Origin of the sequence: Burkholderia pyrrocinia (genome assembly GCF_003330765.1) — a bacterium.
In the GTDB taxonomy this organism is placed as follows: Bacteria; Pseudomonadota; Gammaproteobacteria; order Burkholderiales; family Burkholderiaceae; genus Burkholderia; species Burkholderia pyrrocinia_B.
Map to the genome: position 1 here is coordinate 2,146,791 of NZ_CP024902.1, position 15,297 is coordinate 2,162,087.

Here is a 15,297-nt window from a genome sequence, read left to right on the forward strand (position 1 = left end):
CCCCCGGATCGGCCCGGCCAGGCCGCCCGCCCCCGGCGCAACCCGCCGGCGGCCCGTCACAACAACCAACAGGCTGAAAACCCATGAACGATACGCCGTCGAGGCTACCGCTCAATCGCATCACGCTCGTCCTCCTGCTCGTCGCGCTCGCGATCGTCTGGTTCGCGCCGCTCGGGCTGCGCCACCTGATCCCGAGCGACGAAGGCCGCTACGCGGAGATGGCGCGCGAGATGTTCGTCACCGGCGACTGGATCACGCCGCGCTACAACGGCTACAAGTACTTCGAGAAGCCGCCGCTGCAGACCTGGCTGAACGCGCTGACATTCGCGTGGTTCGGCATCGGCGACTGGCAGGCGCGCCTCTACACGGCCATCGCGAGCTTCGCGGGCGTGCTGCTCGTCGGCTTCACCGGCGCGCGCCTGTTCAACCCGCTGTCGGGCTTCCTCGCGGCCGTCGTGCTCGCGTGCTCGCCGTACTGGAACCTGATGGGCCACTTCAACGCGCTCGACATGGGGCTCGCGTTCTGGATGGCGCTGTCGCTCTGCTCGCTGCTGCTCGCGCAGCGGCCCGGGCTGCGCCCGGCCGCGATGCGCGGCTGGATGTGGGCGTGCTGGGCCGCGATGGCGTTCGCGGTGCTGTCGAAGGGCCTCGTCGGCCTGATCCTGCCCGGCGCCGTGCTCGTGCTCTATACGCTGGTCGCGCGCGACTGGGCGCTGTGGAAGCGCCTGTACCTGATCAGCGGCCTCGTGATCTTCTTCGCGATCGTCACGCCGTGGTTCGTGCTCGTCCAGCAGCGCAACCCCGAATTCTTCAACTTCTTCTTCATCGTCCAGCAGTTCCGCCGGTACCTGACCCCGGAACAGAACCGCCCGGGCCCGCTCTACTACTTCGTGCCCGTGCTGCTGGTCGGCTTCCTGCCGTGGCTGTCGGTCGCGTGGCAGAGCATCCGCCATGCGCTGCGGATGCCGCGCCAGCCGAACGGCTTCTCGCCGATGCTCGTGCTGCTGATCTGGAGCGCATTCATCTTCCTGTTCTTCAGCACGTCGCATTCGAAGCTGATCTCGTACGTGCTGCCCGTCGCGCCGTCGCTCGCGCTGATCATCGGCGCGTACCTGCCGCTAATGACGGCCGACCGGTTCCGCCGCCACCTGCTCGGCTACCTCGTGTTCTTCGTCGCCGCGGCGTTCGGGATCATCTTCCTCGCTTACCTGGGCGACGCCCGCACGCCGAACGCGCTGTACCGCGCGTTCCAGATGTGGCTGTACGCGGGCCTCGCGATCGCGGCCGCACTGACGCTCGCGGCCGCGCGGCTGAACCGCCGCGCGGGCGTCGCGACCGCGATCACCGCGTTCGGCGCCGCGTGGCTCGCGTTCTGCACGATCGGCGGCACCGGGCACGACGAGTTCGGCCGCTACAGCTCGGGCGCGCTGCTCGCGCCCGCCGTGCGTGCCGAACTGGCGAAGCTGCCGCCCGACACGCCGTTCTACTCGATCGAGATGCTCGATCACACGTTCCCGTTCTATATGGGCCATACGACGATCATGGTCCAGCGCCAGGACGAGCTCGCGTTCGGGATCTCGGTCGAGCCGAACAAGTGGATTCCGACCGTCGGCGAATGGATCACGCGCTGGCAGCAGGAAACCCATGCGCTCGCGATCATGCCGCCCGGCCAGTACGACACGCTGGTCAAGCAAGGCGTGCCGATGCGCGTGATCGCACGCGACAACCGCCGCGTGATCGTCGAGAAACCGCAATCGTAAGGACGCCCACCGCATGAATCCCGTTTCGTTCGTCTGCATCATCACCGGCGTAATGCTCAACGCCTGTGCGCAACTTCTGCTGAAAGCCGGCGTCAATGCCGTCGGGCACTTCGAATTCAGCCGTGCGAACATCGTCCCGGTCGGCCTGAAGATCGCGACCCAGCTGCCGATCATCGGCGGCCTCGGCTGCTACGTGCTGAGCGTCGTCGTGTGGATCCTCGGGCTGTCGCGAGTCGACGTGTCGATCGCGTACCCGATGCTGTCGCTCGGCTACGTCGTCAACGCATTCGCGGCCTGGTACCTGTTCGGCGAAGTGCTGTCGGTCCAGCGGCTCATCGGCATCGGCATCATCCTGATCGGGGTGCTCGTGCTCGCGCGAAGCTGAGCAAGCCCGCGGCGTTAAGCGTCCGCCTACAAAAAATCACGGTACGAATCCGCCAACCGGTGTTTAATGCCGGTTTCGGACGGGATCGCCCGACCCTTTTATTACACGCCATTACAGGCCAAAGCGTTCATGAGCCAGACTACCGCTCCGTTTCTGCCGTTCACCCGCCCCGAGATCGATGAGGAAACCATCCAGGGCGTCGTCGAAGTGCTGCGCTCGGGCTGGATCACCACCGGCCCGCAGAGCCAGAAATTCGAAGCGGCGCTGTCCGAGTACTGCGGCGGCCGTCCTGTCCGCGCGTTCAATTCGGGCACCTGCACGCTCGAGATCGGCCTGCGCATCGCGGGTGTCGGCGCCGGCGACGAGGTGATCACGACGCCGGCGTCGTGGGTCTCGACCAGCAACGTGATCCTCGAGACCGGCGCGACGCCCGTGTTCGCCGACATCGATCCCGTCACGCGCAACATCGACCTCGACAAGCTCGAGCAGGCGATCACGCCGCGCACGAAGGCGATCATCCCCGTCTACCTGGCCGGCCTGCCGGTCGACATGGACCGCCTGTACGCGATCGCGCGTGCGCACAACCTGCGCGTGATCGAGGACGCCGCGCAGGCGCTCGGCTCGACGTGGAACGGCAAGCGCATCGGCGCGATCGGCGACATCGTGTCGTTCAGCTTCCACGCGAACAAGAACCTGACGACGATCGAAGGCGGCGCGCTCGTGCTGAACAACGAGGACGAGGCGACGCTCGCGCAGAAGTACCGGCTGCAGGGCATCACGCGCACGGGCTTCGACGGGATGGACTGCGACGTGCTCGGCGGCAAGTACAACCTGACCGACGTCGCCGCGCGCGTCGGCCTCGGCCAGCTGCCGCACCTCGAGCGCTTCACCGCGCAGCGCCGCGCGCTCGCCCGCGCGTATTTCGCCGCGTTCGACGGCGGCCCTGCCGTGAAGCTCGGCGTCGGCCTGCCCGTCGCCGAATTCGAGAACGGCAACTGGCACATGTTCCAGATCACGCTGCCGCTCGAGCGGCTGTCGATCCCGCGCGCCGATTTCATGGCGCAGATGAAGGAGCGCGGCATCGGCACGGGCGTCCACTACCCGGCGATCCATCTTTTCACGCTGTACCGTGCGCGCGGCTTCAAGGAGGGCATGTTCCCCCACGCCGAACGGTACGGCGCGTCGACCGTCACGCTGCCGCTCTTCACGCAGATGACGGAAGGCGATGTGCGTCGCGTGGTCGACGCCATCAACCAGATTTGCGAACAATACGGAAAATAAGCGTACATGAGTCACCTTGAAGCACGCGCCGGGCATCCGGGCGCCGGGCACCTGGACGCCGGCCGGCCCGAAGTATCGATCATCATCCCCGTGTACAACGAGGAAGATGGCCTCGCCGCGCTGTTCGCGCGGCTGTATCCGGCGCTCGACGCACTCGACACGTCATACGAAGTGATCCTGATCAACGACGGCAGCCGCGACCGCTCGGCCGCGATGCTCGCGGACCAGTTCCACGTACGCCCCGACACGACGCGCGTCGTGCTGCTCAACGGCAACTACGGCCAGCACATGGCGATCCTCGCCGGCTTCGCGCAGTCGCGCGGCGAGATCGTCATCACGCTCGACGCCGACCTGCAGAACCCGCCCGAGGAAATCGGCAAGCTGATCGCGAAGATGCGCGAGGGCTACGACTACGTCGGCTCGATCCGCAAGCAGCGCCAGGACAGCCTGTGGCGACGCAAGGCGTCGCAGATGATGAACCGGCTGCGCGAGCGCATCACGCGCATCAAGATGACCGACCAGGGCTGCATGCTGCGCGCGTACAGCCGCCGCATCATCGACACGATCAACGTGTGCGGCGAGGTCAACACGTTCATCCCCGCGCTCGCCTACACGTTCGCGCAGAAGCCGACCGAGATCGAGGTCGCGCACGAGGAACGCTTCGCGGGCGAATCGAAGTATTCGCTGTACAGCCTGATCCGCCTGAACTTCGACCTCGTGACGGGCTTCTCGGTCGTGCCGCTGCAGTGGCTGTCGTTCATCGGCGTGATCCTGTCGCTCGGCTCCGCCGCGCTGTTCTTGCTGCTGCTCGTGCGGCGCTTCATCGTCGGCGCGGAAGTGCAAGGCGTGTTCACGCTGTTCGCGATCACGTTCTTCCTGCTCGGCGTGATCATCTTCGCGCTCGGCCTGCTCGGCGAATACGTCGGCCGCATCTACCAGCAGGTGCGCGCACGGCCGCGCTACCTGATCCAGGCCGTGCTCGAGCAGCACGACGGCGTGCCGGCGGTGCCGGCCGGCGCGAACCGCGCGGGGGCCGCGCAATGAAGCCGCGCGCGGTCGTCTTCGCGTATCACAACGTCGGCGTGCGGTGCCTGCAGGTGCTGCTCGCGCGCGGCGTCGATGTCGCGCTCGTCGTCACGCACGAGGACAACCCGAACGAGAACATCTGGTTCGGCAGCGTCGCGTCCGTCGCGGCCGAGCACGGCATTCCGGTCGTCACGCCGGCCGATCCCGCCGATCCGGCGCTGCGCCGCGCGGTATCGGACGCGCAGCCGGATTTCATCTTCTCGTTCTACTACCGGCACATGCTGCCGGTAGACCTGCTCGCGATCGCGCCGCGCGGCGCGTACAACATGCACGGTTCGCTGCTGCCGAAATACCGGGGTCGGGTACCGACCAACTGGGCCGTGCTGAACGGCGAGACCGAAACCGGCGCGACGCTGCACGAGATGGCCGCGAAGCCCGACGCGGGCGCGATCATCGGCCAGACCGCGGTGCCGATCCTGCCGGACGACACGGCCACGCAGGTGTTCGACAAGGTCACGGTGGCGGCCGAGCAGACGCTCTGGCGCGTGCTGCCCGCGCTGCTCGCGGGCGAGGCGCCGCACCTGCCGAACGATCTCGCGACCGGCAGCTACTTCGGCGGGCGCAAGCCCGAAGACGGCCGCGTCGACTGGTCGAAGCCGGCCGCGCAGGTCTACAACCTGGTGCGCGCGGTCGCGCCCCCGTATCCGGGCGCGTTCACGGACGTCGACGGCACGCGTTTCGTGATCGCGCGCGCGCGCCTCGCGGCGCCCGGCAGCGCTGCTGCCGCGGCTGCGGCAGATTTGCCGCCCGGCCTGCACGTAAGCGATAATGCGCTATTCGGCGTCTGCGGCGACAGCCGCGCCCTATCCATTCTCGAGCTGTGGCAGCAGCGCGACGGCAGCGAAACCGTCGTGACGCCCGCGGAATTCGCGCAGTTCATTCATTCTTCCCGTCATTCATGAAAGCAAAAAAAGTCCTGATCCTGGGTGTGAACGGCTTCATCGGCCATCACCTGTCGAAGCGCATTCTTGAAACCACCGATTGGGAAGTGTTCGGCATGGACATGCAGACCGATCGGCTTGGCGACCTCGTCAACCACGAGCGGATGCATTTCTTCGAAGGCGACATCACGATCAACAAGGAGTGGGTCGAGTATCACGTGAAGAAGTGCGACGTGATCCTGCCGCTCGTCGCGATCGCGACGCCCGCCACCTACGTCCAGCAGCCGCTGCGCGTGTTCGAACTCGACTTCGAGGCGAACCTGCCGATCGTGCGTTCGGCCGTGAAGTACGGCAAGCACCTGGTGTTCCCGTCGACCTCCGAGGTCTACGGCATGTGCTCGGACGAGCAGTTCGACCCGGACGCATCGGCGCTCACCTACGGCCCGATCAACAAGCCGCGCTGGATCTACGCATGCTCGAAGCAGTTGATGGACCGCGTGATCTGGGGCTACGGGATGGAAGGCCTGAACTTCACGCTGTTCCGTCCGTTCAACTGGATCGGCCCGGGCCTCGACTCGATCTACACGCCGAAGGAAGGCAGCTCGCGCGTCGTCACGCAGTTCCTCGGCCACATCGTGCGCGGCGAGAACATCAGCCTCGTCGACGGCGGCTCGCAGAAGCGCGCGTTCACCGACATCGGCGACGGCATCAGCGCGCTGATGAAGATCATCGAGAACCAGAACGGCGTCGCATCGGGCAAGATCTACAACATCGGGAATCCGAAGAACAACTTCTCGGTTCGCGAGCTCGCGCACAAGATGCTCGAACTGGCGGCGGAATTCCCCGAGTACGCCGATTTGGCCAAGCAGGTGAAGCTCGTCGAGACGACGTCCGGCGCCTACTACGGCAACGGCTACCAGGACGTGCAGAACCGCGTGCCGAAGATCGACAACACGATGCAGGAGCTCGGCTGGGCGCCGCAAGCGACGTTCGACGACGCGCTGCGCAACATCTTCGAAGCGTATCGCGGCCACGTGGCCGACGCCCGCGCGCTCGTCGAACAGCAAGGCTGAGCGGGACTTTCGCTTGGCTCGCATCGTCCTCAAGATCGACGTCGACACGCTGCGCGGCACGCGCGAAGGCGTGCCGAACCTCGCGCGCATCTTCGACCGCTTCGCTGCGCGCGCGACCTTCCTCTTCAGCCTCGGGCCCGATCACACGGGCTGGGCGCTGCGGCGCGTGTTCCGCCCCGGCTTCCTGCAGAAGGTGTCGCGCACGTCGGTGGTCGAACACTACGGCGTGAAGCAGCTGATGTACGGCGTGCTGCTGCCGGGCCCCGACATCGGCCGCCGCGCGATCGCCGACATGCGCGCGATTCACGAGGCCGGCTTCGAATGCGGGATCCACACGTGGGATCACGTGTACTGGCAGGACAACGTCCGCGTGCGCGATCGCGACTGGACCGCGCGTGAAATGCAGAAGAGCCACGCGCGCTTCATCGAGATCTTCGGCGCGCCGCCCGTCACGCACGGCGCGGCCGGCTGGCAAATGAACGACTCCGCGTTCGAACAGATCGACGCATGGGGGATGCGCTACGCATCCGACGGCCGCGGCCATTCTCCGTACCTGCCCGTCGTCGGCGGCCGCACGCTGTCGCACGTGCAGATGCCGACGACACTGCCCACGCTCGACGAAGTCCTCGGCATCGACGGCATCGACACGCACAACGTCGCCGCGCACATCCTCAAGTTCAGCGAAACCAATCCGCACGACCAGGTGTTCACGCTGCATGCGGAACTGGAAGGCCAGAAGCTCGCGCCCGTGTTCGAGCAACTGCTCGCCGGCTGGCGCGCGCAAGGCCACACGTTTGCGACGATGGGCGACTACCACGCGACGCTGGACCGCGACTCGCTGCCATCGTACCCTGTCACGTGGGGCGAAATCCCCGGCCGCTCCGGCGAATTGATCGTCCAGCCCGACTGAGTTCGCGCGCGAGCCGGCGTCGCCCGCTGCGCCCTTGCGGCGCGCTGCCGCGACGCCCCGCCGAACCGCGCCGCCGCAGCGGCGCCTTTCCATAACAACAGGAGAAACACGTGTCTGTCGAAGTTGACCGTCAAGTTCCCGATTTCACCGCACCGGCCACGGGCGGCGACATTTCGCTGTCCGACCTGAAGGGCAAGAAGCTCGTGCTGTACTTCTATCCGAAGGACAACACGCCGGGCTGCACGACCGAAGGGCTGCAGTTCCGCGATCTCTATCCGAAGTTCAAGAAAGCCGGTGCGGAAGTCATCGGCGTGTCGCGCGACAGCCTGCGCTCGCATGACAATTTCAAGGCAAAACTCGAACTGCCGTTCCCGCTGATTTCCGATGCCGACGAAGCGCTGTGCGCGCTGTTCGATGTCATCAAGATGAAGAAAATGTATGGCAAGGAAGTGCGCGGAATCGAGCGCTCGACGTTCCTGATCGACGCCGACGGCGTGCTCCGTCAGGCATGGCGCGGCATCAAGGTACCGGGCCATGTGGACGACGTGCTAAGTGCTGTACAAGCGCTTTGAGGCGCGTTATATTGGGCCGCAATGAATGCCAGTTCGCCCCATCTTTCTCGTAGCTGCGCCGGTGCTCGTTGCGATGCTTGCCGGCACCTGACGCGCATTACGACGGTATCAGCCAAGCCGCATGTCCCTGTCGACGGGGCAGCGGCTTTTTTTATGGATTGCGCGCCGGTCCTTGGTCCGGCCCTCACCCCGTCAAGGAGCTGATCGACACTTAGGCGAACCGGCTAGACGAAATTCCTGTGCGCCACCGCGCGCAAACTGCATGCGTCTACGTCACGCAGGATGCGATCAGCGGCGCACGCCATGCGACCCGATTCCTCCCGAGGGACACCATGCCTTTGCCTACTCCCCCCAGCAAGCTCGGCAGCCTGCTGCCGCCCGACGAATACAAGGCGAAAGCGCGGCCCGCGAAAGCCGCGAAGAAATCCGCCGAAGGGGACGCATCCACAGCCGGTGACTATGGCCCGGCCAGCGTGGCCCAACCGATGATCGAAGCCGCGAACACGGCCGCGCCGCTGCGCGCCGTCGCGTCTTCGGCGCAGGATGCCGCGAGCGCACCCGCACGCGGCCGCAAGACCAGACAGACGGCTGCCCTGCTGCAGCCGATGCAGGCGCCCGCCGAACCCGCGGCGCCCGTCGTCGCGCGCGACGACAAGCCGGCCGCCGACAAACCGGCCGCGGCTCCCGCGCGCGGCGCCGGCGCAGCGACGAAGTCGCGCGGCCGCAAGCCCGCCGAAGCCGAACTGCAGAAACTGTTCGTGCTCGACACCAACGTGCTGATGCACGACCCGAGCAGCCTCTTCCGCTTCGAGGAACACGACGTCTATCTGCCGATGATGACGCTCGAGGAACTCGACAACCACAAGAAGGGGATGTCCGAAGTCGCGCGCAACGCGCGCCAGGTCAGCCGCACGCTCGACGCGCTCGTCGCCGATGGCGGCCCGATCTCGGCCGGTATCCCGCTGTCGCGCCTCGGCAGCCGCGAGGCGCTCGGCCGCCTGTACTTCCAGACGAAGCTCACCGACATCGCGCCCGTCGAAGGCTTGCCCGAAGGCAAGGCCGACAACCAGATCCTCGGCGTCGTGCGCGCGCTGCAGCGCGACCGGCCCGACCGCCAGGTCGTGCTGGTGTCGAAAGACATCAACATGCGGATCAAGGCGCACGCGCTCGGCTTGCCCGCGGAAGACTACTTCAACGACCAGGTACTCGAGGATTCGGATCTCCTCTACACCGGCGTGCGCGAACTGTCGCAGGACTTCTGGACCAAGCACGCAAAGGGCATGGAGAGCTGGCAGGACACGAAGACGGGCACCACGTACTACCGCGTGACGGGTCCGCTCGTCACGTCGATGCTCGTCAACGAGTTCGTCTATCTCGAGCCGCAGAACGGCGAGCCGACGTTCCACGCGATCGTCCGCGAGCTGAACGGCAAGACGGCGCTGCTGCAGACGCTGCGCGACTACAGCCACCACAAGAACAACGTGTGGGGCATCACCGCGCGCAACCGCGAGCAGAACTTCGCGCTGAACCTGCTGATGAACCCCGAGATCGACTTCGTCACGCTGCTCGGCCAGGCCGGCACCGGCAAGACGCTCGTCGCGCTCGCGGCCGGCCTCGCGCAGGTGCTCGACGACAAGCGCTACAACGAGATCATCGTGACGCGCGCCACCGTGCCCGTCGGCGAGGACATCGGTTTCCTGCCCGGCACCGAGGAAGAGAAGATGCAGCCGTGGATGGGCGCATTCGACGACAACCTCGAAGTGCTGCAGAAGACCGACGACGCTGCCGGCGAATGGGGGCGTGCCGCGACGCAGGAGCTGATCCGTTCGCGCCTGAAGGTGAAGAGCATGAATTTCATGCGCGGCCGCACGTTCGTCGACAAGTACCTGATCATCGACGAGGCGCAGAACCTGACGCCGAAGCAGATGAAGACGCTCGTCACGCGCGCGGGCCCCGGCACGAAGATCGTGTGCCTCGGCAACATCGCGCAGATCGACACGCCCTACCTGACCGAAGGCAGCTCGGGCCTGACCTACGTCGTCGACCGCTTCAAGGGGTGGGGCCACAGCGGCCACGTGACGCTCGCGCGCGGCGAACGCTCGCGGCTCGCCGACTACGCGTCGGACATCCTGTAACGCGGCAGGCTGGCCGATCGGCCGGCTTTCGACGCATCGCGGCGCTCCGTTTCCGGAGCGCCGTTTTTATTTGGGGTCGAAAACGCAGGTAATCCGTCGTCACGAAACAACCCTGTTTACGCGCGAAACTTCAAGTAAATTCTCAAGAATGGTTGCTTAAGCCCCGCCGGAGCGTCTACCATCGGGTCTGTCTGTTGTCATACGATTCGCGAGCGCACCGCGCTCGCCCGCCTTGCCATGCTTCGATTCTGGGTTCCCGTCGCCGTCGTTTCGCTGCTTGCGGCCTGCTCCAGCGTGCCGCCGCAGTCGGCATCGCGCACCGCCTCGGGCATGAAGATCACGACGCCGCGCGCGTTCCCCGCACCCGCCAATTTTCCGAAATTCGTCGATCACAGCGTCGGCCAGGAAGAAATCTCGATCCAGGCGATGAGCCTCGTCGGCGTCCCGTATCGCTGGGGTGGCAACACGCCGACGAGCGGCTTCGACTGCAGCGGGCTCGTCCGCTACGTGATCGGCCGCGCGGCCGACGTGAACCTGCCGCGCACGACCGCCGACATGAGCGACCGCGGCGTGTCGATCGATCCCGACCAGGTCGCGCCCGGCGACCTGATCTTCTTCAATACGACCGGACGGCCGCATTCGCACGTCGGCATCTATGTCGGCAAGCTGCGTTTCGTCAATGCACCGTCGACGGGCGGCACCGTGCGGCTCGACTACCTGACGAATCCGTACTGGGCCAAGCGTTTCGACGGCATTCGCCGCGTCGCACCGCCGCGTGCGACGCCCACGCCGTTCGATGCGCCGACCTACGATGCACGGCGCGACGAGCCGCGCAACCCGCCGGCGGTTGCGCCCGCCCCTGTCGTGACGGCCGCCGTGCCGCGGCAGCCTGCCTATGCTTCGCCGCAAGCTGGCGCGACCCAGTCGCCCGCTCCGGTCATGCCGGCCACGCAGGCCGTGTCGACCGCCGCAGTTGCCCCTGCGGCCGCGCCCGCCGATCCGTACGAGCCGCCGCCGCCGCGCGTGCAGGCGGCTCAGCAACAAGCAACATTCGCGACTGGCGGAATGACGGCCAATGCAGCGCCGGCCACGCCGGCAGAGGTCGGCACGCAGATTCCGACGACGGCGCTGACGGCTGCCCAGGCCGCCGCTTTCGATGCGGAGCCGCCGTCCGCAACCGCCGCGACGTCGCCGCGCAGCACCGAGCCCGCGCCCGCTGCCGTGCAGGTACTGCGTGCGTCGACGCAATCCGCGCCCGTCAGCACGCGCCCCGGCACGGCAGATGACCCGATTGCCCGGTTCGCAAACGGAAGTGACTAGTTCGCTTCGCCAACCCCGGCCACCCGGGACGGCATCCGCCATTCGTCGCACACTCCCGCGCCCCTAAAGAAAATGCGCCGCAGCCTTTCGGCATGCGGCGCATTTCATGTCGGCCCGGCTGCGTTGGCGATCAGAAGATCCGGTGCCCGAGCCACCATCCGCCGGCCGCGATCAGCGCCGACGCCGGAATCGTCAGCACCCACGCCCACACGATGTTGCCGGCAACGCCCCAGCGCACGGCCGACAGCTTCTGCGTCGCGCCGACGCCGACGATCGCGCCGGTGATCGTATGCGTGGTCGATACGGGGATGCCGAGGAACGACGCAATGAACAGCGTGATCGCACCGCCGCTTTCCGCGCAGAAACCGCCGACCGGCTTGAGCTTCGTGATTTTCTGACCCATCGTGCGCACGATGCGCCAGCCGCCGAACAGCGTGCCGAGACCCATCGACAGGTAGCACGCGCCGATCACCCACGCGGGCGGCGCATCGGACGTCGCCGACGCATAGCCCGACGCGATCAGCAGCATCCAGATGATGCCGATCGTCTTCTGCGCGTCGTTACCGCCGTGGCCCAGGCTGTACAGGCCGGCCGACAGCAGCTGGAGGCGCCGGAACCGCCGGTCGACCTTGCTTGGCGCGGTACGGAAATACAGCCACGACACGCCGAGCATGAACAGCGAACCGAGGATGAAGCCGAGCAGCGGCGAAATGAAGATGAACGCGACGGTCTTCATCAGCCCGTCGATGTTCAGCGAGCTCCAGCCCGACTTCGCGAGCGCCGCGCCGACCAGGCCGCCGATCAGCGCGTGCGACGAGCTCGACGGGATCCCGTAGTACCAGGTGATCACGTTCCAGCCGATCGCGCCGACCAGCGCGCCGAACACGACATAGTGGTCGACGATCTCGGGATCGATCGTGCCTCTGCCGACGGTCTGTGCGACTTTCAGGTGGAAGATGAAATACGCGATGACGTTGAACGCGGCCGCGAACACCACGGCCTGCTGGGGCTTCAGCACCCCGGTGGACACGACGGTGGCGATCGAGTTCGCCGCGTCGTGAAAGCCGTTCATAAAGTCGAATACGAGCGCGACGAGCACCAGCGTCGCGACCATCCATAGGGCGAGTTGTATCGAATGCATCGTGGTCCGCTCAGGCGTTTTCCAGCACGATGCCTTCGATGATGTTCGCGACGTCTTCGCATTTGTCGGTGATCTCTTCGAGCAGCTCGTAGATCGCCTTCAGCTTGATGAGCGTCTTCACGTCGTCTTCCTCGCGGAACAGCTTCGACATCGCTGCGCGCAGCACGCGATCGGCCTCCGACTCCCAGCGGTCGATCTCCTCGCATTGCTTGAGGATCTGCGCCGACTGCTTCATGTCGGACAGCATCCCGACAGCCTGCTGCACATGCTGGGCCGACTGCGTGACGATGTGCGCGAGCTGGCTCGCCTCGGACGTGACGGCCTGCACGTCGTACAGCGACACGGCCGTCGCGACGTCCTCCATCAGGTCGAGGATGTCGTCCATCGTCGTGATCAGCTTGTGGATCTCGTCGCGATCGAGCGGCGTGATGAAGGTCTTGTGCAGCAGATCGATCGCTTCGTGCGTGAGCTTGTCAGCCGCCTTCTCGGCGGTCTGCACGTTTTGCTTGTGAATCTCGGCGTCGGCGAGATTGTCGATCAGCAGTTCGAGCTCGCGGCCACCGGAAACGATGTACTTCGCGTGCGCATTGAAGAGTTCAAAGAACTTGCCCTCGGTGGGCATGAATCGACCGAACATGGGATTCCTGAGAGATTGTCAAACTACTGTCACGAAAACGGGCGACATTGTACCGTTTCCGGTCGCGCCGCGGCGCGCGCATATACACGCGCCGGGATTGGATACAACGCTTGGCGAAATAGGGGTTTACTTCCGGCGCTATTCGCCGTGGAAGTTTTGCGCCCCTGCAAAGTTGTCGAACTTCGTGTATTGACCCAGGAACGTGAGCCGAACGGGGCCGATCGGGCCGTTACGCTGCTTGCCGATGATGATTTCGGCCGTGCCCTTGTCGGGGCTGTCCGGGTTGTAGACTTCGTCGCGGTAAATGAACAGGATCACGTCCGCATCCTGTTCGATTGCGCCCGATTCGCGCAAATCCGACATCACCGGACGCTTGTTCGGGCGCTGTTCGAGGCCGCGGTTCAGCTGCGACAGTGCGATCACCGGCACGTCGAGTTCCTTCGCGAGACTCTTCAGCGAACGTGAAATTTCCGAGATTTCGGTCGCACGGTTCTCGCCCTGCGACGACCCCGACATCAGCTGCAGGTAGTCGACGATGATCAGGCCTAGCTTGCCGCACTGACGCGAAAGCCGGCGTGCGCGCGAACGCAGTTCCATCGGGTTCAGGCCGCCCGTTTCGTCGATGAACAGCTGCGCCTCGCTCATTTTCTGCACCGCGTGGGTGAGCTTCGGCCAATCCTCGTCGGTCAGGCGGCCCGTGCGCATCCGGTGCTGGTCGAGCCGGCCGATCGAGCCGAGCATCCGCATCACGAGCTGCGTGCCCGGCATTTCCATCGAGAACACCGCGACGGGCAGGCCATACTCGACCGCGACGTATTCGCCGATGTTCATCGAGAGGGCCGTCTTACCCATCGACGGGCGCCCCGCGACAATGATCAGCTCGCCGCCGTGCATGCCCGACGTCATCCGGTCGAGGTCGACGAAGCCCGTCGGCGTGCCTGTGACATCGCTCGGGTTCGCGGTGTGATACAGCGTGTCGATCCGCTCGACGACCTGCGTGAGCAGCGGGCCGATCTCGAGAAAGCCCTGGTTGCCGCGTGCGCCGTCTTCGGCGATCGAGAACACCTTCGATTCCGCCTCGTCGAGCAACTGGCGGACTTCCTTGCCCTGCGGATTGAATGCGTCGGCGGAGATCTCGTCGGCTACCGACACGAGGCGACGCAGCACCGCGCGGTCGCGCACGATTTCCGCGTAGCGGCGGATGTTGGCCGCGCTCGGCGTGTTCTGTGCGAGCGCGTTCAGGTAGGCGAGCCCGCCGACGTCGTTCGCCTTGCCGGACGTCGTCAGCGCTTCGTACACGGTCACCACGTCGGCCGGGCGCGTCGACGCGATCAGCCGGCCGATGTGCTCGTAGATGATCCGGTGGTCGTAGCGGTAGAAATCGCCCTGCGACAGGAAGTCGGCGATCCGGTCCCATGCCGCGTTGTCGAGCAACAGGCCGCCGAGCACCGACTGCTCGGCTTCGACCGAGTGCGGCGGGACTTTCAGCGATTCGATTTGGGGATCTTGCGGCGCGTTCATGGGTTGGGATTATCGCGAATTACACAGGACGGCGCCATACCGGCCGCCAGTGATGCGGCAATAAAAAAGGCAGGCCCCGGTTGCCCGGGCGCCTGCCCTTGTCCGGACGACGGAAGCCGCCCGGAAAGCTTGCGTACGCTTACGCGTGGTCGCCGATCACGTTGACCGTGATGTCGACGATGACGTCCGTGTGCAGTGCAACCTGGACGTTGTGCTCGCCGATCATCTTCAGCGGGCCTTCCGGCATGCGAACCTGCAGCTTCTCGACTTCGAAACCTGCCTTCTTCAGCAGTTCCGCGACGTCGCCGTTCGTGACCGAGCCGAACAGACGGCCGTCAACGCCCGACTTCTGCGTGATTTCGAACGTCTGGCCGTTCAGCTTCTCGCCGACTGCCTGCGATGCCGCCAGCTTTTCAGCGGCGATCTTTTCGAGTTCAGCGCGGCGCACTTCGAATTCGGCGATCGCTTCCTTCGTTGCACGGCGAGCCTTGCGGTTCGGGATCAGGAAGTTGCGAGCGTAACCGTCCTTGACCTTGACGATGTCGCCGAGGTTGCCCAGATTGGCGACTTTTTCCAACAGAATGATTTGCATTCG

14 protein-coding genes and 1 pseudogene are annotated in these 15,297 nt (G+C 65.6%); 10 read left to right on the plus strand and 5 right to left on the minus strand.

The window, feature by feature from the left end:
• The first annotated feature begins 83 nt into the window (after positions 1 to 83).
• The 8 genes from CUJ89_RS10340 to CUJ89_RS10375 all read left to right on the plus strand — a co-directional run bounded on the left by CUJ89_RS10340 (position 84) and on the right by CUJ89_RS10375 (position 7,948).
• Complete coding sequence (locus CUJ89_RS10340) at positions 84 to 1,760, plus strand: glycosyltransferase family 39 protein (RefSeq protein WP_114177245.1); 1,677 nt, start codon at positions 84 to 86, stop codon at positions 1,758 to 1,760.
• A 13-nt stretch (positions 1,761 to 1,773) separates the two neighbouring features.
• Positions 1,774 to 2,145 (plus strand): SMR family transporter, encoded by a 372-nt coding sequence (locus CUJ89_RS10345; RefSeq protein ID WP_114177246.1) that lies wholly within the window; start codon positions 1,774 to 1,776, stop codon positions 2,143 to 2,145.
• A gap of 129 nt (positions 2,146 to 2,274) precedes the next feature.
• Positions 2,275 to 3,426, plus strand: coding sequence for a DegT/DnrJ/EryC1/StrS family aminotransferase (locus tag CUJ89_RS10350; RefSeq protein WP_114177247.1), 1,152 nt, complete (start codon positions 2,275 to 2,277; stop codon positions 3,424 to 3,426).
• 6 nt (positions 3,427 to 3,432) lie between these two features.
• Complete coding sequence (locus tag CUJ89_RS10355) at positions 3,433 to 4,470, plus strand: glycosyltransferase (protein WP_114177248.1); 1,038 nt, start codon at positions 3,433 to 3,435, stop codon at positions 4,468 to 4,470.
• On the plus strand, positions 4,467 to 5,414 hold the full coding sequence (locus CUJ89_RS10360) for a formyltransferase (RefSeq protein WP_048246848.1): 948 nt from the start codon (positions 4,467 to 4,469) through the stop codon (positions 5,412 to 5,414). The genes CUJ89_RS10355 and CUJ89_RS10360 overlap by 4 nt, the downstream gene beginning before the upstream one ends.
• Positions 5,411 to 6,466, plus strand: coding sequence for a bifunctional UDP-4-keto-pentose/UDP-xylose synthase (locus tag CUJ89_RS10365; protein ID WP_114177249.1), 1,056 nt, complete (start codon positions 5,411 to 5,413; stop codon positions 6,464 to 6,466). The genes CUJ89_RS10360 and CUJ89_RS10365 overlap by 4 nt, the downstream gene beginning before the upstream one ends.
• Positions 6,467 to 6,479: 13 nt before the next feature.
• A complete protein-coding gene (locus tag CUJ89_RS10370; RefSeq protein ID WP_114177250.1) occupies positions 6,480 to 7,376 on the plus strand; it encodes a polysaccharide deacetylase family protein in 897 nt (298 codons plus the stop codon).
• A 110-nt stretch (positions 7,377 to 7,486) separates the two neighbouring features.
• Positions 7,487 to 7,948 carry a peroxiredoxin gene (locus tag CUJ89_RS10375; RefSeq protein ID WP_006756046.1) on the plus strand — a complete coding sequence of 154 codons (462 nt, stop codon included), beginning with the start codon at positions 7,487 to 7,489 and terminating at the stop codon, positions 7,946 to 7,948.
• Positions 7,949 to 8,140: 192 nt separating this feature from the next.
• Here CUJ89_RS10375 and CUJ89_RS38925 read toward each other — a convergent pair.
• Positions 8,141 to 8,385 (minus strand): annotated as a pseudogene (locus CUJ89_RS38925) (hypothetical protein); the annotation flags it as partial.
• On the opposite strand from CUJ89_RS38925, the gene CUJ89_RS10385 reads away from it, so the two are divergent.
• Positions 8,281 to 10,083 carry a PhoH family protein gene (locus tag CUJ89_RS10385; protein WP_114177251.1) on the plus strand — a complete coding sequence of 601 codons (1,803 nt, stop codon included), beginning with the start codon at positions 8,281 to 8,283 and terminating at the stop codon, positions 10,081 to 10,083. The pseudogene CUJ89_RS38925 and the gene CUJ89_RS10385 sit on opposite strands and share 105 nt — an antisense overlap.
• Before the next feature lie 237 nt (positions 10,084 to 10,320).
• The gene (locus CUJ89_RS10390; protein WP_114177252.1) at positions 10,321 to 11,403 is read left to right on the plus strand and encodes a C40 family peptidase; all 1,083 of its coding nucleotides are present in this window, start codon (positions 10,321 to 10,323) and stop codon (positions 11,401 to 11,403) included.
• A 130-nt stretch (positions 11,404 to 11,533) separates the two neighbouring features.
• On the opposite strand, the gene CUJ89_RS10395 is transcribed toward CUJ89_RS10390, so the two are convergent.
• From CUJ89_RS10395 to rplI, 4 genes are all read right to left on the minus strand, one after another.
• On the minus strand, positions 11,534 to 12,544 hold the full coding sequence (locus CUJ89_RS10395) for an inorganic phosphate transporter (RefSeq protein WP_114177253.1): 1,011 nt from the start codon (positions 12,542 to 12,544) through the stop codon (positions 11,534 to 11,536).
• A gap of 10 nt (positions 12,545 to 12,554) precedes the next feature.
• Positions 12,555 to 13,181 (minus strand): DUF47 domain-containing protein, encoded by a 627-nt coding sequence (locus CUJ89_RS10400; protein ID WP_114177254.1) that lies wholly within the window; start codon positions 13,179 to 13,181, stop codon positions 12,555 to 12,557.
• Positions 13,182 to 13,319: 138 nt separating this feature from the next.
• Entirely contained in the window at positions 13,320 to 14,702 is a 1,383-nt protein-coding gene (locus tag CUJ89_RS10405) for a replicative DNA helicase (RefSeq protein WP_114177255.1), read from the minus strand.
• A gap of 139 nt (positions 14,703 to 14,841) precedes the next feature.
• Positions 14,842 to 15,294, minus strand: coding sequence for a 50S ribosomal protein L9 (gene rplI / locus CUJ89_RS10410; protein WP_114177256.1), 453 nt, complete (start codon positions 15,292 to 15,294; stop codon positions 14,842 to 14,844).
• Positions 15,295 to 15,297: the final 3 nt, after the last annotated feature.

Coding starts and splice junctions, on each gene's coding strand:
- CUJ89_RS10340 (WP_114177245.1), top strand. CDS start 84: ATGAACGATACGCCGTCGAGGCTACCGCTCAATCGCATCACGCTCGTC.
- CUJ89_RS10345 (WP_114177246.1), top strand. CDS start 1,774: ATGAATCCCGTTTCGTTCGTCTGCATCATCACCGGCGTAATGCTCAAC.
- CUJ89_RS10350 (WP_114177247.1), top strand. CDS start 2,275: ATGAGCCAGACTACCGCTCCGTTTCTGCCGTTCACCCGCCCCGAGATC.
- CUJ89_RS10355 (WP_114177248.1), top strand. CDS start 3,433: ATGAGTCACCTTGAAGCACGCGCCGGGCATCCGGGCGCCGGGCACCTG.
- CUJ89_RS10360 (WP_048246848.1), top strand. CDS start 4,467: ATGAAGCCGCGCGCGGTCGTCTTCGCGTATCACAACGTCGGCGTGCGG.
- CUJ89_RS10365 (WP_114177249.1), top strand. CDS start 5,411: ATGAAAGCAAAAAAAGTCCTGATCCTGGGTGTGAACGGCTTCATCGGC.
- CUJ89_RS10385 (WP_114177251.1), top strand. CDS start 8,281: ATGCCTTTGCCTACTCCCCCCAGCAAGCTCGGCAGCCTGCTGCCGCCC.
- CUJ89_RS10390 (WP_114177252.1), top strand. CDS start 10,321: ATGCTTCGATTCTGGGTTCCCGTCGCCGTCGTTTCGCTGCTTGCGGCC.
- CUJ89_RS10395 (WP_114177253.1), bottom strand. CDS start 12,544: ATGCATTCGATACAACTCGCCCTATGGATGGTCGCGACGCTGGTGCTC.
- CUJ89_RS10400 (WP_114177254.1), bottom strand. CDS start 13,181: ATGTTCGGTCGATTCATGCCCACCGAGGGCAAGTTCTTTGAACTCTTC.
- CUJ89_RS10405 (WP_114177255.1), bottom strand. CDS start 14,702: ATGAACGCGCCGCAAGATCCCCAAATCGAATCGCTGAAAGTCCCGCCG.
- rplI (WP_114177256.1), bottom strand. CDS start 15,294: ATGCAAATCATTCTGTTGGAAAAAGTCGCCAATCTGGGCAACCTCGGC.